The 23,513-nt window shown below is 43.9% G+C and carries 11 protein-coding genes; 4 read left to right on the top strand and 7 right to left on the bottom strand.

Features of this window, described 5'->3' with window-relative positions; translation table 11 throughout:
• Window positions 1-382 precede the first annotated feature (382 nt).
• Both RDN79_RS11445 and RDN79_RS11440 read right to left on the bottom strand, forming a co-directional pair.
• A complete protein-coding gene (locus tag RDN79_RS11445; RefSeq protein WP_298549213.1) occupies window positions 383-1,318 on the bottom strand; it encodes a Fic family protein in 936 nt (311 codons plus the stop codon).
• 162 nt (window positions 1,319-1,480) lie between these two features.
• Complete coding sequence (locus RDN79_RS11440) at window positions 1,481-2,113, bottom strand: SagB/ThcOx family dehydrogenase (protein ID WP_298549215.1); 633 nt, start codon at window positions 2,111-2,113, stop codon at window positions 1,481-1,483.
• Window positions 2,114-2,294: 181 nt separating this feature from the next.
• Here RDN79_RS11440 and RDN79_RS11435 point away from each other — a divergent pair, with 181 nt between their 5' ends.
• Window positions 2,295-4,862: a TonB-dependent receptor domain-containing protein gene (locus RDN79_RS11435; protein ID WP_298549218.1), complete on the top strand. Its 2,568-nt coding sequence runs from the start codon at window positions 2,295-2,297 to the stop codon at window positions 4,860-4,862.
• Between the two features lie 175 nt (window positions 4,863-5,037).
• Window positions 5,038-7,074, top strand: coding sequence for a glycoside hydrolase family 2 TIM barrel-domain containing protein (locus tag RDN79_RS11430; RefSeq protein WP_298549220.1), 2,037 nt, complete (start codon window positions 5,038-5,040; stop codon window positions 7,072-7,074).
• 146 nt (window positions 7,075-7,220) lie between these two features.
• Here RDN79_RS11430 and RDN79_RS11425 read toward each other — a convergent pair whose 3' ends face one another.
• From RDN79_RS11425 to RDN79_RS11405, 5 genes are all read right to left on the bottom strand, one after another.
• Window positions 7,221-8,804 (bottom strand): sulfatase, encoded by a 1,584-nt coding sequence (locus RDN79_RS11425; protein ID WP_298549221.1) that lies wholly within the window; start codon window positions 8,802-8,804, stop codon window positions 7,221-7,223.
• A gap of 4 nt (window positions 8,805-8,808) precedes the next feature.
• On the bottom strand, window positions 8,809-10,734 hold the full coding sequence (locus RDN79_RS11420; protein WP_298549223.1) for a heparinase II/III family protein: 1,926 nt from the start codon (window positions 10,732-10,734) through the stop codon (window positions 8,809-8,811).
• Between the two features lie 98 nt (window positions 10,735-10,832).
• Complete coding sequence (locus tag RDN79_RS11415) at window positions 10,833-12,548, bottom strand: RagB/SusD family nutrient uptake outer membrane protein (RefSeq protein ID WP_298549226.1); 1,716 nt, start codon at window positions 12,546-12,548, stop codon at window positions 10,833-10,835.
• Window positions 12,549-12,562: 14 nt separating this feature from the next.
• The gene (locus RDN79_RS11410) at window positions 12,563-15,796 is read right to left on the bottom strand and encodes a TonB-dependent receptor (protein ID WP_298549229.1); all 3,234 of its coding nucleotides are present in this window, start codon (window positions 15,794-15,796) and stop codon (window positions 12,563-12,565) included.
• 527 nt (window positions 15,797-16,323) lie between these two features.
• Entirely contained in the window at window positions 16,324-17,304 is a 981-nt protein-coding gene (locus RDN79_RS11405) for an Rpn family recombination-promoting nuclease/putative transposase (protein ID WP_298549232.1), read from the bottom strand.
• 993 nt (window positions 17,305-18,297) lie between these two features.
• Here RDN79_RS11405 and RDN79_RS11400 point away from each other — a divergent pair.
• On the top strand, window positions 18,298-21,660 hold the full coding sequence (locus RDN79_RS11400) for a TonB-dependent receptor (protein WP_298549235.1): 3,363 nt from the start codon (window positions 18,298-18,300) through the stop codon (window positions 21,658-21,660).
• 11 nt (window positions 21,661-21,671) lie between these two features.
• Window positions 21,672-23,465 (top strand): RagB/SusD family nutrient uptake outer membrane protein, encoded by a 1,794-nt coding sequence (locus tag RDN79_RS11395; protein WP_298549238.1) that lies wholly within the window; start codon window positions 21,672-21,674, stop codon window positions 23,463-23,465.
• Window positions 23,466-23,513 lie beyond the last annotated feature (48 nt).

Raw genomic sequence — 23,513 nt, 5'->3', positions numbered from 1 at the left:
CGAACTGTTTGGCGAGCTGTAATGCTATGCTTTAGCATGCGTAACCCTATGCTTTGGCATGCGTAACCAATAGGGTTATTGTTGAAAAATAGTCATTGTTGATTATCAGTTGTTTATGATGATAGATGATAGATAAAAAAGCTTTTGGTAAAAGTTTATGGAAAATGAATTAAAAAACGTCACCTTTAAGGCGGCGTTTTTTAATTCGAAATCATAAAAGTTTTACAAAAAGGCCTTTTATCTATCATCTATCATCATAATTAACTGATAATCAATGAAGGATTATGATAGGAAAAATAACAAATGCTTTTTATTTACGTGGATATCCCACCGGATTGTTCATGATCGGCAATTCTTGTAATCCGAGCACGTGGTGACTTGATTAAATACTCGACAAAAACCTCACGAAAGGAACTATATCCCCCTCAACGCTTGCTTTTTCGAGAGCTGTCATATATTCATCCCGCTTTTCCACAGGGATAATCAACCAATCGTAACCCCCCGAAGCCAACATGGCATTCATTAAGAATCGTCCGATACGACCGTTTCCATCCATAAAAGGATGAATATAAGTAAACAGGAAATGACCTAATACGGCTCTTACACAGGCTTCCGGTTCTTCTTTGAGCAACTCAAACAAAGTGGTCATGGCATCACGAAGTGCGCCCGGATTTAAGGGGGTGTGCATCGAGTTACGAATATAGACCTGATGGGAACGATAACCGACAATATCGGATGGTTTGATAATGCCCGCCGTAACGCAGGGCATGAACATTTCGCTGTGCCATGCCGATAAATCCCGTTCCGCCACCTTTGCGCTATTACTGCCTTTTAGAATATCCGATACGCTCTTTTTGACTTCCTGAAAGGCTTGCCAATAGCCACGTGCGGCAAGCGCATTCTTTGAATCCATATCCTCTCCATCCGGCTTCCATGCACCGCTTTTTACTTTGTTTATTAATTCGTCGGTAACCCGATATCCTTCAATAGACAAAGAATGATAAGCATCCAATTTGTATCGGGTTTCCATTCGCTCTAAAAATTCTTTGGCGGAAAGATTACTTTTAAGCCGGGTGAAATTAGCAATTACATCCTCTCTCATATTCTGCCACATCAAGCGCAAGCGAACAGTATAGGGAGATTGCGACACATGAATTTCCATAACCTTTTCAAACGGGTCTTCTTCATAAATGGTATAACCCATGCGTTTCATTGTTCCGGCTATTTCATCGGCTATGTCTGTTCGCCCGATATTGCGAAATGCGCCAATCACTCTACCTGCCCGGACTGTTTGCCCTGTATCTACCAATATCTTCAAAATGATTATTGCAAAACACGAATATGATGCTTATGTATCACACGAATATTCTGCAAATATAGTCAATATACTTGGAACGTAAATCTCAAAAGGGGATGATATGTATATAATTATTTAGGGCAATGAACCGCATGGGCTAAAGACCTACTCCCGAAACTCGAGTTATTTTTGATATCCCACCGGATTGTTCATGATCGGCAACTGGTTGTCTGTTAATTTCAGAATCCGTTTTAAAGCTGCCTGGTCCATCGTGGCACGGGGAACGGTTGCCAGACCTGTGGCTGCGCAGAAAATATTGATGTTCTGGCAAACGATGCCGGCATCGACAGCTGCCATCAGTTTGGTGTGGTCGGCAATGTTTCCGAAGCGGGAAAGATCGGAAACGAGCACCAGACTGACCGGGGCCGATTTGACAAAGTCCTGACTGCCGGCAACAGCAGCCCGGTGATCTCCTTTGGCAATGGGTTGCAGGCTGTTTGCTTTGGCATCGTACAAGTAAGCGCCCTCTTTCATGATGACATAAATATCGATATCCTGTTTGTTCAGGGCGGAAGGCGCCGTTCGTTTCCCATCCGGGCGGTTTATCCCGTTTGCGGCCCACAGCAAATCCGATAGATCCTGTAGACTGAGTTCCTTAGCCGCATACTCCCGGTCGGAGTGGCGGTCGGCTAATGCTTTCGTGACGGAACTGCCTCTGTCTTTGTCCGGCGAGTTCAATTTGATTGCTTTCAGATCTTGTGCATGCATAGTGACGATGAGCAGCAACGCTGCAAAAATGATTGATAATTTTCTCATAAACTTGTCCTTTTTATGAATGGTTTCTACAAAAATAGGTGAAATCTTTGGAAATCGAACATCTAAATACAACTTTTACAATTCTTTAAATCGCTAAAAATACGAATGCTTCGTAGATAAAGCTACATTTGCAACTGTTTTTAATTTGTTTAAATCGATAATATCTAAATTCTCAAATTTAATGAAAGAAAAACTACTCTATTTAATGCTGATACTATTTGCGTCTGCGTCAGTGTTTGCGCAGACCGGAAGTGGATCGGCGGCCTTTACGATTAAGGGCCAAGTAGTCGACTCTTTATCCAATGAGTCCGTACCTTATGCCACATTGAGGATAGCTTTGGCTTCCGCACCACAGAATCCTGTGAAATTGTTGGCTTGTGATGATGATGGCAAGTTCACGGCAACGATGAACAAGCCGGGTAAATATGTGATGACAATGGAATCTTTAGGAAAAATTCCTGTTAAGAAGGCCTTTACCTTGTCGGAAAACAAGAAAGTCGTGAATTTCGGCAAGTTGTTTATGAATGACGATACCCAGCAGCTAAAAGAGGTTACCGTAACGGCTCAAAAGCCGCTGGTCAAGGTGGAAGTCGATAAATTGACTTACAGCCTGGAAGACGACCCGGAAGCTAAAACCAGCAATGCGTTGGAAATGTTCCGTAAGGTTCCGATGGTCACTGTGGATGGCGAGGATAAAATCCAGCTGAAAGGATCTTCCAATTATAAAATTTATATGAATGGCAAGCCCTCCAACCTGCTGAGCGGTGACAATGCTTCCGATGTATTGAAAAGTATGCCCGCCAGCTCGATCAAGAACATCGAGGTCATTACCGATCCGGGATCCAAATATGATGCTGAAGGTGTCGGCGGTATAATCAATATCATTACGACCAAGAACGCCTTGCAGGGATATACGGGAACGGTTCGTGCCAATGCCAGTACGCTGGGTAGCTTCGGCGGCGGCGGCTATGTCTCGATGAAGGCAGGGAAGTTCGGTATTACAGCCAATTATGGTTATAACTACCGTAATTCCCCCTGGAATGATGCCTATTCGATGCGGGATGAGCAGGAAGCCAAATACCAGCAGGGTGACGAGACTTTTACCCGTCCGTCTTCTTTGTTGAACGAGCATGGACGTAGCAAAAACAAAGGCCCGTTCCAATATGGTTATCTGGAAGGGAGCTATGAGATCGACACGTTGAACTTATTGAGTGTTGGTGTTAATTTGTTCCGGGGAAAATCGAATAATCTGTCCGAGCTGATTGCGGATAAGGTCAATCGGACCGATCTGACAAATGGAGAACCGACAACAATGTATTCTTATAAACGCTATTCGGATTCGAAGGGGACGTTCGGCTCCACGGATGTCAATGTCGATTTCCAGCATTCGACCAGTAAGAAGGATGAATTGCTGACGTTGTCTTATCGTTTCAGCCAATCGCCCAATGACAATGAAGGACATTCAAGGCTTGAAGATCTGGAAGGCGTTTACGCTCAGGCTTACCGTTATCCTAATTGGAATATCAATGATGCTTCCACAACGGAACATACGGCACAGGTCGATTATACGACCCCTTTGTTTAAAGATCAAACACTGGAAGCCGGTGTAAAATATATAAACCGCCAGAGCAAGAGTAATACATTGGAGCAGGTAAAGGATTCTTTGGATGCTTGGCAGGATATTTCGCAGCGTAATAGCGATTTCCGCCATACCCAGCATATTTATTCCGCTTACTTGGGGTATATGGTCAAGTTCAATAAGTTCGGGGCTAAAGCAGGTGTCCGTGCGGAAGGGACCAGCCTGAATGCGGAGTTTGCCAAGGCGCCGGAAGAAAACTTCAAGACAAACTACTTTGACATTGTTCCGAATGCGACATTGACTTATCAGTTGGATATGTCTTCACAGTTTCGTTTAGGATACAATATGCGTATCCAACGTCCGGGCATCTGGTATCTGAATCCGTATTTGAATAATATCGACCCGCAGCGTATCTCGCAAGGTAATCCGAACCTGGATTCGGAAAAGAGTAATAATGTGAACTTCAACTTTAGTAAGTTCGCACAGAAGTTCAGTATTAATGCAAGTTTGAGCTATACATTCGTTAATAATGCGATTGAAAGATATACGATAATAGCGAACTTCCCGGAATCCAATCCGCTTTCTCAATATAACGGAGCTTCTTATAGCACTTATGGGAATATGGGAAAACGTCAGCAGGTCGGATTGTTCCTGTATGGCAGCTGGAATCCGGTTCCTCTGTTCCGTATCTATATGAACGGCGGATTCGACTATACGAATATCGACAGCAAGAAAGCATTAGGTCTGACAAAGGATGGTGTGGCCGGTCGAATCTTTGCAGGAACACAGTTCAATTTGCCGAAAGATTTCCGTATTAATTTGCATGGAGGTTATTTCAGCCCGTGGATCCAATTGCAGAGTGAACAATCTCCTTTCTATTTTGCCGGGTTGAATATCAGCAAGGATTTCCTGAAAAAGAAACTCTCTGTCTCTTTAGGAGCACAGAACCCGTTCTGGAAAACGATGAAGATGGAATCGACTACGACAGGCGAAGGGTTTGTGGACCGTTCTACCACTTGGCGTCATGCCCGTGAGTTCCGTTTGAGTGTCTCTTATCGTTTCGGTACGATGAAAGGACAGATCAAGAAAGTCCGCCGTGGCATCAGCAATGACGATACTAAAGGCGGTGGAGAAAGCAACAGCGCCGGTGGCGGCGAACAAGCGATGTAAAGCCAATCTTGCTTGAGGGCAGCTCCCTTGCCGTTTGTTTTGACTGACGGCAAGGGAGTTTTTTTATTTAAAATGGCGCTCTCGGACAAATCTGTCCGTCCAATTAGACAAATTGTGCCTGTCTCTCTGCCGTCAATCGCCTACTTTTGAACCGTAAATAAAGAATTTTGTAAACATGAAACACACAATCTTCAGTCTGATACTCCTTTTTATCAGCACTTCAGTCTTTGCCGCACGTAAGGAAATCCTGTTGAACGAGAACTGGATGTTCCGTTTTTCCCATCAGGTACAGTTTAAAAGCGAGGAACGCGTGAACCTGCCTCATACCTGGAACAGCGGCGATGCCCTTTCCGGTAAACAGGATTACTATCGCGGAATGGGTAACTATACCAAAACGCTGTTTGTAAAACCCGAATGGAAAGGCAAACGCCTCTTCCTGCGTTTTGAAGGAGTCAATACAATTGCGAATGTTTTCATAAATGATGTTCATATCGGCGAGCACCGCGGAGGATATGGCGCGTTTGTATTCGAGATTACGGATAAGGTGAAATATGATGCCGACAACCGGATACTGGTAAAAGTGAATAATGCCTTGCAGCAGGATGTCATGCCGTTGGTCGGCGATTTTAACTTCTATGGAGGTATCTACCGGGATGTAAATCTGATTATCACAGACCCGGTCAATATCTCGTTGACCGACTATGCTTCTCCCGGTGTCTATCTGATTCAGAATAAAGTAACGAAAGAGCAGGCCGATGTAAGAGCAAAAGTTCTGGTATCTAACGGAAGCGCGACGGCTCAGCCTGTAAAAGTGGACGTCAAGATCTGGGATGGCGATAAGCTCGTCCAACAGCAGGATATAAAGGTGACTGTGGAGGCTAATGATTGGGCAACGACGGGAATGGATCTGACTATCCGGAACCCCCATTTATGGAAGGGTCGTAAAGATCCGTTCATGTATAAGGCCGAAGTCTCTCTTTCCTCTGAAGGCCAAATAATCGACCGGATTGTCCAGCCGTTGGGATTGCGTTTTTATCATGTGGATGCGGAGGAAGGTTTCTTTCTGAATGGCGAACATCTGAAACTGAAAGGCGTATGTCGCCACCAGGATCGGGCGGAACGGGGAAATGCGCTTTATAAGATGCACCATGATGAAGATGCGGCCATTATGGTCGAGATGGGAGCCAATGCCGTTCGTCTGGCTCACTATCCGCAAGCGACTTATTTTTATGATCTGATGGATAAGTATGGTATTGTCACCTGGGCTGAGATCCCGCAGATCGGGCCGGGCGGATATCAGGACCAGGGCTACATCAACCAGCCTTCTTTCCGCGAGAACGGGAAAGAGCAGTTGAAAGAATTGATCCGCCAGCATTATAACCATCCGTCGATCTGTTTCTGGGGACTGTTCAACGAGTTGAAGACCATCGGAGACAATCCTACCGAATATATCGAGGAACTGAACGACCTGGCTCATAAGGAGGACCCGACCCGCCTGACGACATCTGCCAGCTTCCTTTCTTACGACGATGATATAAATAAGGTAACCGATGTGATTGCCTGGAACCAGTATTTCGGTTGGTATGGCGGTTCACCGTCCGATATGGGGAAATGGCTGGACGCCAATCACAAGGCGCATCCGGAATATAAGATCGCCATCAGCGAATATGGCGCAGGGGCGAGCATCTACCACCAGCAGGATTCCGTGAAACGGGGGATTGCTTCCGGCTGGTGGCATCCGGAGAATTATCAGACCTATTATCATATCGGTAACTGGAAAGCTTTGGCGGAACGTCCGTTTGTCTGGGGCTCTTTCATTTGGAACCTGTTTGATTTCGGAGCGGCCCACCGTGTGGAAGGCGATCGCCCCGGCATCAACGACAAAGGTCTGGTTACTTTCGACCGTAAGGTGAAGAAAGATGCTTTCTATTTCTATAAAGCGAACTGGAACGAAGACGAACCGTTTGTCTATATTACGAACCGTCGCCATCGCGACCGTTCCTTGGCTGTTACGGATATCATGATCTTCTCCAATCAGCCGGAAGTAGAATTGTTTGTAAACGGAAAAAGCATCGGCAAACAAAAGCCGGACGAATATGCGACATTCGAGTGGAAAGGTGTCGCTTTGCAGGATGGGGAGAATACGATAGAGGCTCGTTCCACCCAAAAGAAGCATCCTGTGAATGATAAAGTGGTCTGGACGGTGAAGTAAAAATAGTACACAAGAAAGAAGAACCAGGTACACCGATGACGCGGATTAGACGGATGGGCGCGGATCATATTAATAGAAAAAATCCGCGTAAATCCGTTAAATCCGCGTCATCAGCGTACCTGGTTCTTCTTTTAGCGTCTTTGGTCTTAGTTCCCGTAAGGAATCAGTTCTTTCAGTATTTGTTCTTTATACCACGGATCATCCGCCTCTTTCAGCAACGGAACCATTTGTTTGCATAAGTCGGATATGATCTCTTTATTCTCCTGCCAGGGCAGGTTCTGCATCTGATACGGATCTTTCAGGTCATCAAACAATAGGACCTCCTTGAGTTCTTTTGTCTTCCGGTCGATCGTGAGCGACATTGTATATTGATGTGTTTTGATTCCTCTCGACACCGGAAAATAAGAAATGACTTTTCCTTCGACGTCCTTGTCTCCATCGACATTTTTGATGTACAAGGCTCCCTGACGCAAAGGAACGGAAGAGTCCTTTCCTGTAAAACGCCCGGCATAATTTCGTCCTTCCACGGTTGCCGGAATTTGTTTTTCCAGGCCGCACAGTCCGAGTAGGGTCGGCATGATATCAGGGGAAGACAACAAAAGCTCGCGGTCGATCCGAGGGGGTACTTTTCCGGGTAAACGAACCATAAACGGGACGTTCATGCTTTCGGCGTAAGGCGAGTTTTTCGGATCGTCCGTATTTTGGCTGCACATGGTCTCTCCATGGTCGGAAGAGAAAATAACGAGGGTGTTCTTGTCCAATCCCTGTTTTTTGAGTTCATCCAATATCCGTCCGAAAGCCCGGTCGATACCTGTCACCGATGCAAAGTAATAACGTACGGATGGTGCTTTTTTCATTTCCCGGTTCGCATTCGGACGAATCAACAGGCTGTCCAGCGGTAGGTCTTTGTATAAGTTGTAATCTTCCTCCATGCAATCTTCCAGTGAGGCGTACGGACTGTGAGGCGGGTTGAAGCTGACCATCATAAAGAACGGCTTTTTAGGGTCCCGTACGTTCCCCTCATTCCGCAGATAGGAGATGGCTTTGTCTGCTTCATGTTCGGGCGACCACTCGTTTATCTCATGCTTGACGCCTTCGGTATCCCAATAGTGCGGATGCTTGTGGACGTCATAGGTCCCGTACGAATACCAGTAATCGAAACCATGCCGGCGTTCTGCCGGCGTATAGGCATCCCAGGCCGGAACACGGTCTTCCACGTATTTTCCGGGACGTTCCGGGTCATTGGGAGTCGGGCAGTCGACATGCAGTTTCCCGATATAAGCACAGTTATAGCCGGCTTGGCTGAACACGTCGCTGATGCAGGTTGCATCTTCGCGCAATGAACTGATCGGACGGTTGGCATTACAGTTTAAGGGAACCCCGCTATGTTCCGGGTACATTCCCGTCAACAATATTCCCCGGTGCGGACTGCTCAGCGGGCAGTTGCTCATGGCCGAAGTTAGCACAACGGATTCTCTCGCAAACCGGTTCAAATTAGGCGTATGCACCGGATCCCCCTCAAAATTCACCGCTTCTCGGAATCCTGTTTCCCGCCAGAATCCCATCGCATGGTTACGCATCTGGTCAGGGAAGATGTAGATGATGTTAGGAGTGGTTGATAAATCCAGGGTGGTAACAGGCTTTTCTTTACATCCCTGAAAGGAGAAAAGAAGGATACCCCCTAAAAGATATGCCACATCATGGTTGGAATGATTGAGTTGTTTATACATATGTTTATTGATTTATAGGACGTAATGATATTTTGCATTTGCCTTTTTGTTGCGGATTGATTATAAAAAAACGGATTCTGTAAAGTACTCCGCTTGTCCATGAAGACAATAGGGAACTGTCATTAATTTTGATAGTCTCTATTGTTGGAGACAGTTGCTTTTTGTCGTACACGATCTGTATGCTCATATCGTCTCTTTTCAGGAATAGTGAACCGTCTTGTTCTTCTATATCACAGGCCGTCATAAAGTTTAGAACTGTTTCTCCTGTTGTTTTATTTAACGACCAACTATCGGAAATAATAAATTCTTTTTTACGTTTTAGCTGATACGTTCTAATCCAGGATTTAATATTTGCTTCTGCTGCATAAGCATTCGTAATGTCTGCAGAAAAACAGGCGTTTTGTTTGGTATCTTTGAAATGTACATCAGTTGCTTTGAATTTTTCTCCGTTATGCTGGTCATTGCCGTTTATGGTCGGCAGATTGTGATAGCAGGACTGCATGGTCCAGATTGAATATCGTTCAGAACTGAATGTTTTGCGAGTATAACGTCCGACACCGACATCGATTAGGACTGGCAAACCGTTATAATAAAGCATGCAGCTACCGACATCATTATGATTGTGCGGTACATTGTTGTGGCTTCCGTGTGCGGCAAAAAAGAATCCTGCATTTAATTTCTTTCCATCCCTGGCGACACAAAGTTCGGAGTCTTTGAAATAATAAGAAAGGAAGTCGATGTCGCGACCTTTTCCCTTCAAAATCTCTTTTGACATGACAATATCGTCCAAAACCCTTGCGAAAATACTTCCCCGGTGAAGTGTGGTTGCCCAGTTGCTGATTCTGGCAAAATCAGAGGCAAAACCAGTCATGACAGGATCATCGATACATTTGCCATAGTGGTAAACCGCTCCGGAATTGATGTTGCAGACCGCTCCGGCATCTGAAAAGTTTACAAAATACCGGTTGTAAATATGGACGCGATAGATGTATTTCCCTATATTTTGTATCTTTTCCTGATTGAAAATATTAATGCTTCCATCGGTAATACGATATAGCAGGTCCAGGAATTTTACTAAATTAGCTCCGGCATGTCCCCAATAGGTCGGACCTTCTTCGCAAGCCCCATCCTCATGCTGCACGTCGATGTAACGATCGACTGAGCGCATCAACTGGTATACGTGTTCAGTCTTTTGGCGTCGATCGTCATCCAATAGCATGACGGCTTGCAATACATTATAATTGATCCAAATGTTCCAGTTATTTACATTTTTTTCTCCATGTAGCCCCATCCACCAATAATCGGTACGGGAAAAATAAGGATCGATCAATCGTTCTATGACAGTCTTTTTTATTCTTTTGGATATAAGCGGGCTGACTTTATCGAATTCTTCTTTAAAAAAGTGATAGGTCCAAGCCATTTGCGCACCGATATCGGCTACAACAAGTTCAACAGTCGGTTCGTCCGGATCCGGCAGGCCTGACTGGTCTTTCTGGAAATAAGCGTGCGCCGAATGTACCCAGGAAGTCTCGCATAAAAACCATGCCCCGTTGATGATGGCATCCATAAAACGTCCTTTGCCTTCTACTAACTCGGCTAAGGTGAGAGATATTAATGCCATATGGTTTTCACGACCGGTCAAGATTTCTCCAGTACGTTTGTAGGCCAGATAATCCGTCGCCAAATCCGGTTTCCAAATATGGGAAAGTGCTTTCTCTCCATCAGATATGATATTCTGCCTGATTTCCGGTGTGGCTATATGTTCCCACTTTTCCCGGTTCTGATAAGATGGGTATGAGATCCAATGTTCATCTGCAGCTAATATTGAAAATAGTTCCTCTTTAGAGACACTGTTCTCTAAAAGGCTGTCTTGGGCAGAAACAGTACCGAGGCATAATAATAATAAAATGATATAAAAAACTTTTTTCATATATAGTCCCTTTTTCCGATTGAAGCATATAGATTACAAATATAATGAAAAAGGACAGACATAACAGTCTGCCCTTTTATTTGTTTAATGGTAGATGATTACCATCCTGGATTCTGATTTTCTTTCAGACTCGGATTCTTTTCTGTTTCGCTGTTCGGAATCGGCCACAGATAGTCGCGTGCCTGAACGACGCGGTTATAATAGAACTGTCCGGTGAAACCTTTTACTTTGCCAGCCAAGGATTCGAGCAGTCCCCAACGTTTCATGTCGCTGAAACTATGACCTTCACCTGCCAATTCGACGGCACGTTCATGTCTGATACGCTTGAATACTTCGTCTTTGGTTGTCGCTTTCAAATAGCTTGGACCACTGTTGAGCCCAGGCATACCAACACGTGCACGAACCTGGTTGATCAGATCTACTGCTTTGGTCTGCTGGTCTGTCTGGTTGTAGCATTCTGCCAACATTAACAGAACGTCGGCATAGCGGATCAACGGAAAGTTTATCGGTGTATCGGCACGGTTGTTGATGGCTCCGTCCATATCGTATTCGGCGACGAACTTGCGCCACAAATACATTTCGTAGTTTCCGTTGACGCGGATAAAACCGTTCTTTTCGTTTGCTTGTCCGGATTTTGCAGTAATAATATATTCGGTATCCATTGGAGCGTTGGCGTACCAACCCTTATAAGTCGTGTATGGCAGGATGATAGTAGCCATCATACGTGGGTCTCGTTTGCTGTACATGTCCAATAATTTGTCTTTGGCTGCCGGATAAGTTTCCACTTGGTTCAATCCTTTGTTCAGAGTGGCATAGAATGTCTCTTTCTTCACATCGTCGCTTTCGTTGAACCCGGGAATCACTTCGTTCCAATCGAACGGATGACCATCAGTCCATTCATAAGAGTCTACGAAATCAGTGGCAGCCATTACATTGTTCCAGCAACTTCCGTAAGAAGCACGGCTTCCCATATAGAAGGTGGTAGGCATACCGAAGTCTGTACCGACACCGCCAATATTCTGGATGGCGAAAATCATTTCGGAACTTTCATCACCACCCGGTTTGAACAGGTTGGCATAATCGGAATATAAAGCATATTCGCCACTGTTTATAACACTTTCAAAGCATGTGGCAGCTTCCTGATACTGTTTGTTATAAAGAAGCACTTTCCCTTTCAATGCCATTGCAGCCCCGGATGTGGCACGGCCTTTGTTCGTGTCGTCCCATTTAGCCGGCAGGTGGGCGATGGCGTCATCCATATCCTGGATGATGAACTTACGCACTTCGTCGGCTGAGCTTCTCGGGTTCATCATGTTGGAGAAATCTTCCGCTACGATTGTCTTTTCGTCATAGATAGGAACGCCGCCCCAGAAATCGAGCAAAGTGAAGTAATAGAGGCCACGCATGAAACGAGCTTCCGATTTGTAACGACTTTTCAATTCATCCGACATATCGCATTTGTCCACATTCTGCAAGACGATATTCGCACGTGCGACACCTTCATACAATTGTTTGAACTTATTGCCGACGGCACCTTCTGTCGTTGTGTAAGTTCCGCGGCCGATATTCGGATAGGAAGGAGCGTCATATCCGGCTCCTACACCACCTAAACAGTCGAAACCGAATTGGCGGCCGAATACATCGTCATGCGTCATCTGGCTGTAAACGCCCATCATTGCCTGATCGGCGTGATCCTGTGTCTGGAAGAAAGTCCCGGCACTCATTTGGTCTTCCGGATAACGATCCAGGTCATAGCAACTGCTCATGAATAAAAACGAAGCAGCGCAAGTGAAAAATAATTTATACTTGTTCATGATGTTTGATTCAATTAAAAGGTGACATTAATACCTAATACAGCTGATTTCATAGCCGGATAACCTAAACCGCTGATTTCCGGATCAAGACCTCTGTATGACGTGAATGTGAAGAAATTCTCCAAACTACCGTAGAAACGGAGTCTTTCCAATTGCATCTTATCTGTAACGGACTTTGGCAGGGTATAGCCTAACTGGATGTTGCGAATCTTCAAATACGCTTTGTTTGACAGGTAGAAATCACTTCTCTGCTTGTTGATTTCATTTTGGGACTGAAGTAAACGCGGATAAGTAGCGTCCGTACGGCCTTCTGTCCAACGGCCTTCTGCCACTTCTTTGTTCAACTGGTATCCGAAACGAACGGATGAAGTGTTGGCTAAATCGTGTTGCCAATATGTCTTTACTCCTGCTTGTCCTTGGAACAGGACGGAGAAGTCGAAACCTTTGTAAGCAGCATTCAGGTTCAAACCGAATTGGAATTTCGGATTCGGGCCGTCGCTGACGATTTCGCGGTCATCCATATCGATGATACCGTCTCCATTGATGTCTTTGTACAGTAAATCTCCTTTTTGAGGTGTCCCGAATGCAGCAAACGGATTGACTTTTTTGCCTTTATCGTCTACCGGTGCATTGTCGATCATCTGTTGTACAAGTGCCAGATCAGCATCTGTCTGTATGATACGGTCTACGCGCAGCAGGTATTGGGAGTTGATCGAATGCCCTTCCCAGATTAAGTTAGCTCCGTCAATAGACTGACCGCCTTTCTCTTTCCCTTTGAATTTGTTTACCATATTCTTTACGTATGTAAAGTTTCCGTTCACTCCATAAGAAAAGTCTCCGATCTTATCTTGCCAGCCAAGTGTCATTTCAATACCCTGGTTCGTAACAGTAGCGCTGTTCTGTTTAGGGATGGAAGCCGTTCCATGTACGTCGGGAGCCGGCAGGTTGATCAAGATGTCTTTTGTCTTTTTATTGAAATAATCGATCGTACCGGTAAGTTTATTGTTAACCAATCCGAAGTCGATGCCGACGTTGGTCATGTAGGTAGATTCCCAAGTCAGGTTCGGGTTTGCCAATTGAGCTTGTGCAAGTCCCAATACCAAGGCATTGTTCAATGTGTAGTTGAAAGCACTTCCACTACTTGGTTTGTTGGCATAAGTCGCGAGAGCGTCATAGTTGCCGACAGAATTGTTACCTAAAGAACCGTAAGAAAGACGCAGTTTTAAATTGCTCAAACCTTTTTCCACCCAGTCTTCCATGAATGCTTCCTGGTCCATACGCCAAGCGACAGAGGCGGAGGGGAAATAACCGGTCCGGTTATTGGAAAGGAAACGGGATGACTGGTCTGAGCGAAGGTTCACTTCCAACAAATATTTGTTATCCCAGTCCAGATTGACGCGCCCGAAGAAAGAACGCATGGCCCATTCTGTACTTGAACCGGAAGCGGACGCATCGCCAATGGCAGCATTGATCACATTCAGGCTTAAGTCGATCATATCATATTTAGTAGCGGAGAAATTCTTGCTGCGATACATTTCTTGGCTGGCCCCGACCATGGCGTTTATGCCTAAACGATTATCCAGGAAACGTTTTTCATAGCGTGCAACAACATCACCGAAGAAGCGTTCTACTTTACCGTCATAGTTCATGATACTTGTTTTCCCGCGTGTAGAAGAGGTGATTACTTCGTCACGGAAGTTCCAAGCGTCGATGAATACAGGCTTTTTGCTCCGCTGTTCGTCTACGAACTCGTATGAGTAAGAAGCTGTTACTGAGAATCCTTCAAAAGGTTTCAAAGTGCCGACGAAACGGGAACGCATATTGGTTTTACGGATATTGCCGGCCGTTTGATTCAAGCGGCGCAAAGGGTTATTCACAGCAGCTTGTGCATCATCCTCGCTGTTATTCATGGCTCCGTATCGTCCGTCCGGTGCGCGGAATACCATGCCGGGAGTTGTTGCTGAAGCATATGTGAATACATCATCGACAGATGTGTCTTTCTTATCATTAGCCGTATATTTGGCAGCCGGATCCATATTCGATACATAGCCGCTAACCTGAGCACCCAAGTTCAACCACGGTTTTACATCGGCTGAGATGTTGACACGCCCGTTATACTTCTCGTATGCCGTATTTTCCATGACACCTGGATTCTTCTGATAACCGAATGAAGAATAGAAGCGAATCTTGTCGCTACCGCCGCTCATCGAAATCACATGGTTGTGGGAAGTCGAATTTTTGAATGTTTCATCCAGCCAGTTGGTATTCGGATATCTGAGCGGATCTTTTCCGCCATCGGCACGCCATTCGTCAATAACCTCTTGCGAGAATTGTTTCTTTAACCCTGAGTTTTCGTATCCTTCGTTGATCAACTCCATGTAAGTGGCATAATCTGATACCGGATCCATAGAACTTGGGATCTCCGGGGAGGTAAATGAGACGTAACCATTATAGTCTAATTTGATAGAACCGGCTTTGCCTTGCTTTGTTGTAATCAAAATGACACCATTGGCTGCACGAGAACCGTAGATGGCGGAAGAGGCAGCATCTTTCAAAACGGTCATCGATTCAATATCCTGAGGGTTGACAGTGTTGATGCCAGCTTCAACGCCATCGATGATAACTAACGGAGCAGAGTCATTCAGTGTACCCTGACCACGCACTTTGATGGAGGCATTATCATTACCCGGCTGATTGGCCGTACCTTGTACGTTTACACCGGCTGCAAGACCTGCCAATGCGTGAGAGACGTTGGTGATGGGGCGGCTTTCTGTCAATTCAGCAACGTTGATAGTCGATACGGATCCTGACAAGTTAACCTTTTTCTGTGTACCGTAACCTACAACTACAACTTCATCCAAAGCCTGTGAGTCTTCAGCCAGTTTAATGTTGAACGAAGTCTGATTGTTTACGGGGATTTCCTGATCCTTATATCCTATATAAGAAACAACAAGGATCGAATTAGGAGATACTTCCAAAGAGAAATTACCGTCCATATCGGTAATAGTTCCATTAGTCGTACCTTTTTCTACGACATTAGCTCCAGCGATAGGACCAAGTGCATCTTCTACTACACCTTTGATACTGTGTTTTGCCTGTTGAGGAGAAGCCACAACAGGATTGGGTTCGTCCGAACCAAACGTACCGGTTGAAGGATTAGCCGAGACCATCCCGATTGATGCTAAGAGCATGGAAGCTCCCAAGAACATCGCTCTCGATACATAAAAGCGTTTAAAATCTTTTGTCATAATAACACCAGATTGATTAATAAATTGATAATAATTCTCGTTTCTCTAAATAGGCACTTTGTGTGTTTTTATTGTGTTTTTCACAAAAGTGTGTTTTGATCTGAGTTCTTCAAGAACTACGATCAGGACACTGCAAATTTAGATGTTAATAATGTGCATGGATGTATAATTTTATCCATTTGATATGCACTAATCTTCCAACGGTGAGTTTTTAGCAATGCTTTAAGTGTTTGTATATTAGTATATTGTATGATTTCTGTTTTATATAACATATAAATTTGGTTTAATAAGTAACATATTTATTTAGAATTCATGTTTGAATATTCATATAGGCACACATCGAAGCATAAAAACGATACCATTGGGGCAAATACTCATAATCCGGCAGGAGTGAAACGTAAATGATGATTTACCTGTCACTTTTGGATCAAGCCAAAAGTAACAGACAAATCATTATTTTGATGTTGCTAATTTTCTTAATATCTGAACCTTTTCCGTACAAATAGAGAAACGAATGTAACTCTCCCTTACAAAGACAGTATTATTTCTTCACTTAAACCGGTGCATTTTACTATAGTAGCAATATCTACCCCAGTATTTTTCATCTTGGAAGCGACTTGACGCATACCTTCGGCAAGGCCTTCCGCTTTCCCTTTCGCCTCACCTTCAGCAAGGCCTTCTGCTTTTCCTTTTGCCTCACCTTCGGCGATTCCTTCTATTCTCCCTTCCCATTTGGCCGTGTCGATCACGTCGTTTTGGATCATGATGGCATCGAGATGGCGGTCGTAGATGAGGCGTTCCTGGGGCGACATCGAGTAGTATTTCAACTTCTCGCGGGCTTCCTTCAGTCCCGGTGCGGTCGTGTCGGGGCGGATCGTGCCGTCTTTCAGATATTCGATCCATTCGTCCAAAGGGGTGAGAGCTACTTTGTCGAACTCGTTTACACGGACCAGGATATATTCGGGGAAGATTTCGGCGGGAAGGCGAGAGACGAGGACATCGCGTTCGCGCATGTTGACACGCAAGTGGTCGCCCGTATGCACGCCGATGAAATGGTTCTGGCCGTGATAGATATAATCCGTCCCGATACCGATGTCGAAATAGAGGATGCTGATGGAGTAGACTTTCTTGATTTTCTCGTAGCCTTCACCTATGGAGATATGTTCGGTGATGGCTTTGGCGACACCGTAGAGAATGCGTTCCAAGTAATGCAATTCGCGTGTGTTCTGGATTTCGACGAGGATGATTTCACCTTTGCTGTTCAAGGCTTTGATGTCGACGCGGTTGAACTTGTCGTCGGCGCTTTCCTGGTTGCCTTCGCTTTCGAGGATTTCGACGATCTTGATTTCTTCGTTCAGCATAACGGTCAGGAAACCGTCGAGCACATCGAAGTTGGCCTTCTGGCGCAATAGACGCTTGATGGCCCAGTCGAAGCGAATATATCTGTCCTGCAACTCTTTTCTTTCCATCTCTTCCATGATTTTCAGATCTGACTCTTCCTTTTTCATAGTTACTGTTTTATTAGTTATTACTTGATCCACAAATATACATATTATTTATAAACGGACAACGGATCGGGAAGAATGTTTCGGATATTGGCAAATGTAAGTTTTACCTTTCCTGACAATGATACATGATGTGATAAAGATTGAACATCTATTTCTGTTATGGATTCATATATGATAAAATGACAATAACCCCAGATTGGCCCGTATTCTATTTCGGGTAAAATTCCGGATCGTTTTGATTTGACTTTTTGCCGGCTTTTAGCTGGAATTGGTAACGATTGAAAAAACGTCATAGGCGGAAAATGAAAAAACGATGTCTCTTTGCAATCAGATAGGAGAAAGAACGGATATTCTGGAAAACCTGAACTCCCGGAGAATCGCCTGTAATAAAAAGAGTCGGGACATTTCCTGTATATCTTAAACCGATTCCGGGGCTTTCCAGCCACGACGACCGTCTTCATTTCCCTTACGACCGTCTTTGTCGCCATCAGCACGGTCGTCATGCTATATACACTGCGCATCTCAGAGCAATTATGACCGTCTTCGTGGCAAAAAACTGCGCACCTCAGCCGACAAAGCCCTTTTTACCCGCAAAAAAGCCGAATTTCAGCCCTATTATTAAAGATTGTATTTCGTTGTTAAAGAACCGGTATTATACAATAAGCTTCCCGTTCAGCCACAAATAAAAGGTACGAATATAATAATATTTGAAACATTAAAGAACCAGGTTCGCGGATGACGCGGATGAAACGGATGAAAGCGGATTTTAATTATTTTATCCGTTAAGATCCGCCCGATCCGCGTCATCCGCGAACCTAGTTCTTTAGTGGGACATTTAGTTTCAAATCTGCCAAATATTGAACCATAAATGATAACGAAGTACCATAGTTCTTGAAGAACTATGATAATATTTTGAACATGTAAAAAACACAAACGATAATTTAATGAAATATGAATTATAAATCTAATTTACTAATCAAATCTGGTGTTATTATGACAAAAGATTTTAAATGCTTTTATGTATCGAGAGCGATGTTCTTAGGGGCTTCTATGCTCTTAGCATCAATCGGGATGGCTTCTGCTAATCCTTCTACCGATGCATTTGGTTCTATAGAACCAAGCCCTGTTGTCGCTTCGCCACAACAGACTAAACACGCTATCAAGGGTGTAGTAGAAGACGAGTTTGGTCCGGTCGCAGGGGCAAATGTTGTAGAAAAGGGAACAACCAATGGTACGATTACCGATATGGACGGTAATTTCTCTTTGGAGGTATCTCCTAATTCCATCTTAGTCGTTTCGTTTATCGGATATAAAGAACAAGAAATACCGGTAAACAATCAAAAATCGTTTACCATTAAACTAACCGAAGATTCTCAAGCATTGGATGAGGTTGTGGTTGTTGGTTATGGTACACAGAAGAAAGTGAACCTGACGGGTGCTGTTTCTTCTGTCGATTTTTCGGAACAGGCAGCCAGCCGTCCTATTACAAATGTATCGTCGGCATTGGGTGGTTTGTCTGCCGGTTTGCAGGTTATGCAAAGTAAAGGTAACCCGACCGATGATGGTGCTACGATTCGTGTCCGTGGTACAGGTACGTTGAATAATGCCAGCCCGTTGGTGTTGGTAGACGGAATGGAAGCATCAATGGATGCTGTCAACCCACAGGATATTGAATCTATTTCTGTTTTGAAAGATGCGGCTTCTGCTGCTATTTACGGTTCACGTGCTGCCAATGGTGTTATTTTGATTACGACAAAGAAAGGTAATCGAGAAAAAATACGTGTGACCTATTCCGGTACTTTTTCTGTAGCTCAACCCTCCAATTTGTTGGATTTTGTCACGGATTATCCGAAACATATGCGTATCATCAATGAGATGAATCATAATATCACCGGTGATAGTAGCAGGGATATTTTCTCTCAATCGACTATCAGCGCATGGGAAGCGGCTAATGCTGATCCGAACGGTTTAACGGCAAATGGCGTACCGAACTGGTTGGCTTATCCGAATACGGACTGGAATGAAGAAATGTATAAAAACAATTTGGTACAAGACCACGTCGTGTCTATCAACGGAGGTAGTGAAAAGGTTACGTTTTTGCTGTCAGCGGGTTATATGGATAATCCGGGTTTGGTTGAAAACACAGGCTTGAAGCGTTACACTATGCGTGCCAATGTAGAAGCGAATGTGACGAAATGGTTGACGTTGGGAACTCGTACGTACGCAATCATGAACGACAAGGACCAGGGAAACTTTGCCGATACGGGGATGTTAAACTTTATTCGCCAAACTACTCCCGGCTTGATCGGTATGTATGACGGAAAGTTGGGATATCCTGAAGCTGCGGAAGAAAGTGCTACAGCCAACAATATGTGGATGTATTTGAAAAGCAGGGATGGTCAGGACCGTTCTTCACGTTTCAACACGACAATGTATTCGAAGATCAAGTTCATGGAAGGTTTGAGTTGGGATTTCAATTTTAACTATGGACGTCGTTTTGATGAATATAATTCCCATACAGTTCCAGTTGCACGGTATAAGTTCAGCGATGGTAGCATCGGTTCGACTGCTACGACTCCCGATCAGATGAGTACGACCTGGAAATCATACGCAGAAGAAACATATACGTTGGAAAATATCCTTCGTTACGACAAAACATTCAAGGAAGATCATGATTTGAATGTGATGCTCGGTTATAATGAATACTATTACAAACAATATGAGCACAAACAGGAAAAGAAAGGATTGATCGATCCGAGTATCAATGTTCCTGACGGTGCAACGGAGATGATAAAAAGTTCCGGTACTGCAAAAGACGAAGCTTTACGTTCTGTATTCGGTCGTCTCAACTATGCTTACAAATCAAAATATTTGTTTGAGGCAAACTTCCGATATGACGGTTCTTCCCGTTTTAATGCTGACTCACGTTGGGGTATTTTCCCTTCTTTTTCTGCTGCATGGCGTATTTCGGAAGAAGATTTTATGAAGAATATCGACTGGTTGAGCAATTTGAAGATTCGCGCCTCTTGGGGACAGATCGGTAATAACCGTATTACAGACAAAGACAATTATCAGGATTATTATGGTTATCAGGCTACATATGCCACTTATAATTATTCTTTCGGAGGAAAACAAATGACAGGTCTGGCTCAGAACCGAATTGGCAATACCCGTTTGGAATGGGAAGGTACGACCGTTACCAACTTCGGTATCGATGCAGGTTTCCTGAACAATCGTTTGACTGCTGAAATCGATGTCTATAATAAAGTGACGGATGGTATCTTGACGACTCCGAACCTGCATTTGACAATGGGTATCAAGACGCCTCCGACCATGAATACGGCGGAAGTGACTAACCGAGGTGTTGAAATGACATTAGGTTGGAAAGATAAGATCGGAGAGTTCGACTATGCTGTATCGGCTAACTTCTCTTACAACCATAATGAAGTTTCCAAATATTTGGGTGAATATAAAGCCGGTTGGGTAGAGAAAGATGGTCAAAAAGTATGGCAATCTAATATAGGTGAAGTATCGGTGTCTAAAGATAACGGTCGTATTGTTGAAGGACATCCTATCAAAGAATACTATACTTTGAATACATATTCCGGTAACGGTTCCCATTTTAACAGTGATGGAACTGTAAATGTCAATGGAGGTCCGAGAGACGGTATGATCCGTACGGAACAAGATATGAAATGGTTGCAGGCAATGATGGATGCTGGCTATCAGTTCCAACCTAACAATGGCGTTGGACCGACCAAGATAAATTACGGTGATTTGATTTATGCGGATGTCAATGGTGACGGAATATACGGTAGTTCATACGACTATACATTCCAAGGTTCTTCTGCCATGCCGAAGTTTGGATATGGTATCAACATCAGTGCTGGTTGGAAAGGATTTGACTTGAGTATGTTGTGGGCAGGTAATGGAGGTTTCGACCTTTATTGGGAAGAATCTCCATATAACAGCGTCTCCATCAGAAATGGATGTGCTGTTTCTGAACGGGTTGCTAATGACCACTATTTCTATGATCCTGCAAATCCGAATGATCCGAGAACCAATTTGAATGCTTATTTTCCCCGTTTGGTTGACGAAAGTAACAAACAGAGTCGTCAGACAAGTAACTTCTACTTGTACAATGCATCTTATCTGAAATTGAAAAACTTGACGATTGGCTATACGTTGCCAGCAAATATCGTTTCTAAAATATTTGCAGAGAGAGTACGGGTTTATGTATCGGGTGAAAACTTGTTTACTATCACTTCATTCCCAGGACAAGACCCGGAAATGGGTGCTAATACCAATTATCCGTCATTACGTCAATTTGCAGCAGGTATTAACGTAACATTCTAATTAAAGAAAACATGAAATTAGTTAATAATATATTAGTTATTGCAGCTGTCGCTTCTGTCATGACAGCTTGTAAACCTGATTTGTTGGATACAAATCCCTATGACAAGGTCGGGTCTGAAACCATGTGGGGCAACGAAACGATGTGCGACATGGGAGTAAACGGTATTTATGCTACTTTACGTGAGGCTAAAGTAGCACATGAAATGTTTACCCAAGATGCGATGGGATTTGCCGGGCAGGCTCGTGATCCTCAAGCATTGTTGAATGGTACGGTTACAGCCAGCAACAGTTTGTTCTCTGATACTTGGAAACAGCTGTACGAAGGTATTCATCGTGCAAATGATGCTATATTTAATTTGCCAGGTGCTCCGATTGATGAAGCGAAGAAAGATCGTTTGATGGCAGAATCTAAGTTTCTCCGTGCTTATTATTATTTCCGTTTGAATCGCGTATTCCAAGGTGTTCCTGTTTATTTGGAACCGGTGGAAGACAGCGAATGTACGAATGCACGTGAAACAGCCGATAAAGTTTGGGAAGTAATTCTTTCCGATCTGAATGATTGTGTCAATAGCGCTAATTTGCCAAACAAATATACGGCCGGTGATCCAAACTATGGTCGTGCCACAAAAGGAGCTGCTTATGCGTTGATGGGACAGACGTATATGTGGATGAAAGATTATCCCAATGCAGAAAAAGCATTACGTAAAGTCGGAGAATTAGGATTTGCTTTGTTTCAAGGTGAATACAAGCAATTGTTTAAAGAAGCGAATGAAGATTGTGATGAAATGATTTTTTCTGAACAGAATATTGGTGTTAGCGGCTATGGTTCTAAAACAGAGTTTTGGCTGGGATCTCGTGTCTCTTTCGGTTCTTGCTGGAATAGTTATTTGCCGAGTGTTCATTGGGTGGAATCATTTGAATGTGCAGATGGAAAGCCTTTTAATTGGAATGACTTCTTGCCGGGGTATAATGAAATGACACCGCTTGAAAGAGTTGTCTTTTTCTTACGTGATACTGTAGGAGAATGGGAGACGTATCCGGATGAAATAAAAGATAAATTGCGTATAGGATTTAAACAGGCAATTGCAAATGGTGCCGATATGTCTAAATATTTACCTTCAGGTAATGAAGCTCGTTTACGTAAAGCGTATGAAAACCGTGACCCACGTTTGGAAGCTACGGTTATTACTCCGTATTCTGAATACAGAGGAGCTATTGGTTCAAATGAATATACATACACAATGCGTTGGCCGACTACTCAATCTGATGAGGCTGCACCTTTTGAGTTGAGAACGGACTGTCAGACCTACTTCTATTATTTGTATCGTAAATTTGTAGCAGAAGGCGCTTCTGAAACTTCGAATCGTGAATATTGCCCTACGGATTATCCGTTGATCCGTTATGCAGATGTTGTTTTGATGTTGGCTGAAGCAATCAACGAACAAGGGTTCAAACAAGAAGCTGTCGATTTGGTTAATGCAGTTCGTCAGAGAGCAGGTGCTGCTTTATTGCAGACAACGGATCCGGGCAAGCCTACTTATGTGAGCGGTCAGAATGACATGCGCACTCGTATCCGTAACGAACGTCGTTGGGAACTGCCTTTGGAAGGGGTCAATCTCTATGACGAAATGCGTTGGAGAACGATGGGTGATTGGTGTAAGGCCGGCAATGGATCCAAAGAAATCTGGGGTACGATTGTCAATCCATATTCTTGGGCAGGCGACCATATTTATGTATGGCCTATTCCTACAACAGAATGTGAAATGAATGATAATTTGATTCAGAATGATGGTTGGATAAATTAATCGAATAGGTATATATTTTCAATATAAGTTTTGTTTGATGGCTTTGGT

Source organism: uncultured Parabacteroides sp., from assembly GCF_902493135.1.
GTDB lineage: Bacteria > Bacteroidota > Bacteroidia > Bacteroidales > Tannerellaceae > Parabacteroides.
This window is presented reverse-complemented; position numbering and strand designations above follow the sequence as displayed.

What these genes read in the sequence shown, in the direction of transcription:
- RDN79_RS11430 (WP_298549220.1), top strand. Translation starts at nt 5,038, where the DNA reads ATGAAACACACAATCTTCAGTCTGATACTCCTTTTTATCAGCACTTCA.
- RDN79_RS11405 (WP_298549232.1), bottom strand. Translation starts at nt 17,304, where the DNA reads ATGAAAAAGGAAGAGTCAGATCTGAAAATCATGGAAGAGATGGAAAGA.
- RDN79_RS11410 (WP_298549229.1), bottom strand. Translation starts at nt 15,796, where the DNA reads ATGACAAAAGATTTTAAACGCTTTTATGTATCGAGAGCGATGTTCTTG.
- RDN79_RS11415 (WP_298549226.1), bottom strand. Translation starts at nt 12,548, where the DNA reads ATGAACAAGTATAAATTATTTTTCACTTGCGCTGCTTCGTTTTTATTC.
- RDN79_RS11395 (WP_298549238.1), top strand. Translation starts at nt 21,672, where the DNA reads ATGAAATTAGTTAATAATATATTAGTTATTGCAGCTGTCGCTTCTGTC.
- RDN79_RS11400 (WP_298549235.1), top strand. Translation starts at nt 18,298, where the DNA reads ATGACAAAAGATTTTAAATGCTTTTATGTATCGAGAGCGATGTTCTTA.
- RDN79_RS11435 (WP_298549218.1), top strand. Translation starts at nt 2,295, where the DNA reads ATGAAAGAAAAACTACTCTATTTAATGCTGATACTATTTGCGTCTGCG.
- RDN79_RS11420 (WP_298549223.1), bottom strand. Translation starts at nt 10,734, where the DNA reads ATGAAAAAAGTTTTTTATATCATTTTATTATTATTATGCCTCGGTACT.
- RDN79_RS11425 (WP_298549221.1), bottom strand. Translation starts at nt 8,804, where the DNA reads ATGTATAAACAACTCAATCATTCCAACCATGATGTGGCATATCTTTTA.
- RDN79_RS11440 (WP_298549215.1), bottom strand. Translation starts at nt 2,113, where the DNA reads ATGAGAAAATTATCAATCATTTTTGCAGCGTTGCTGCTCATCGTCACT.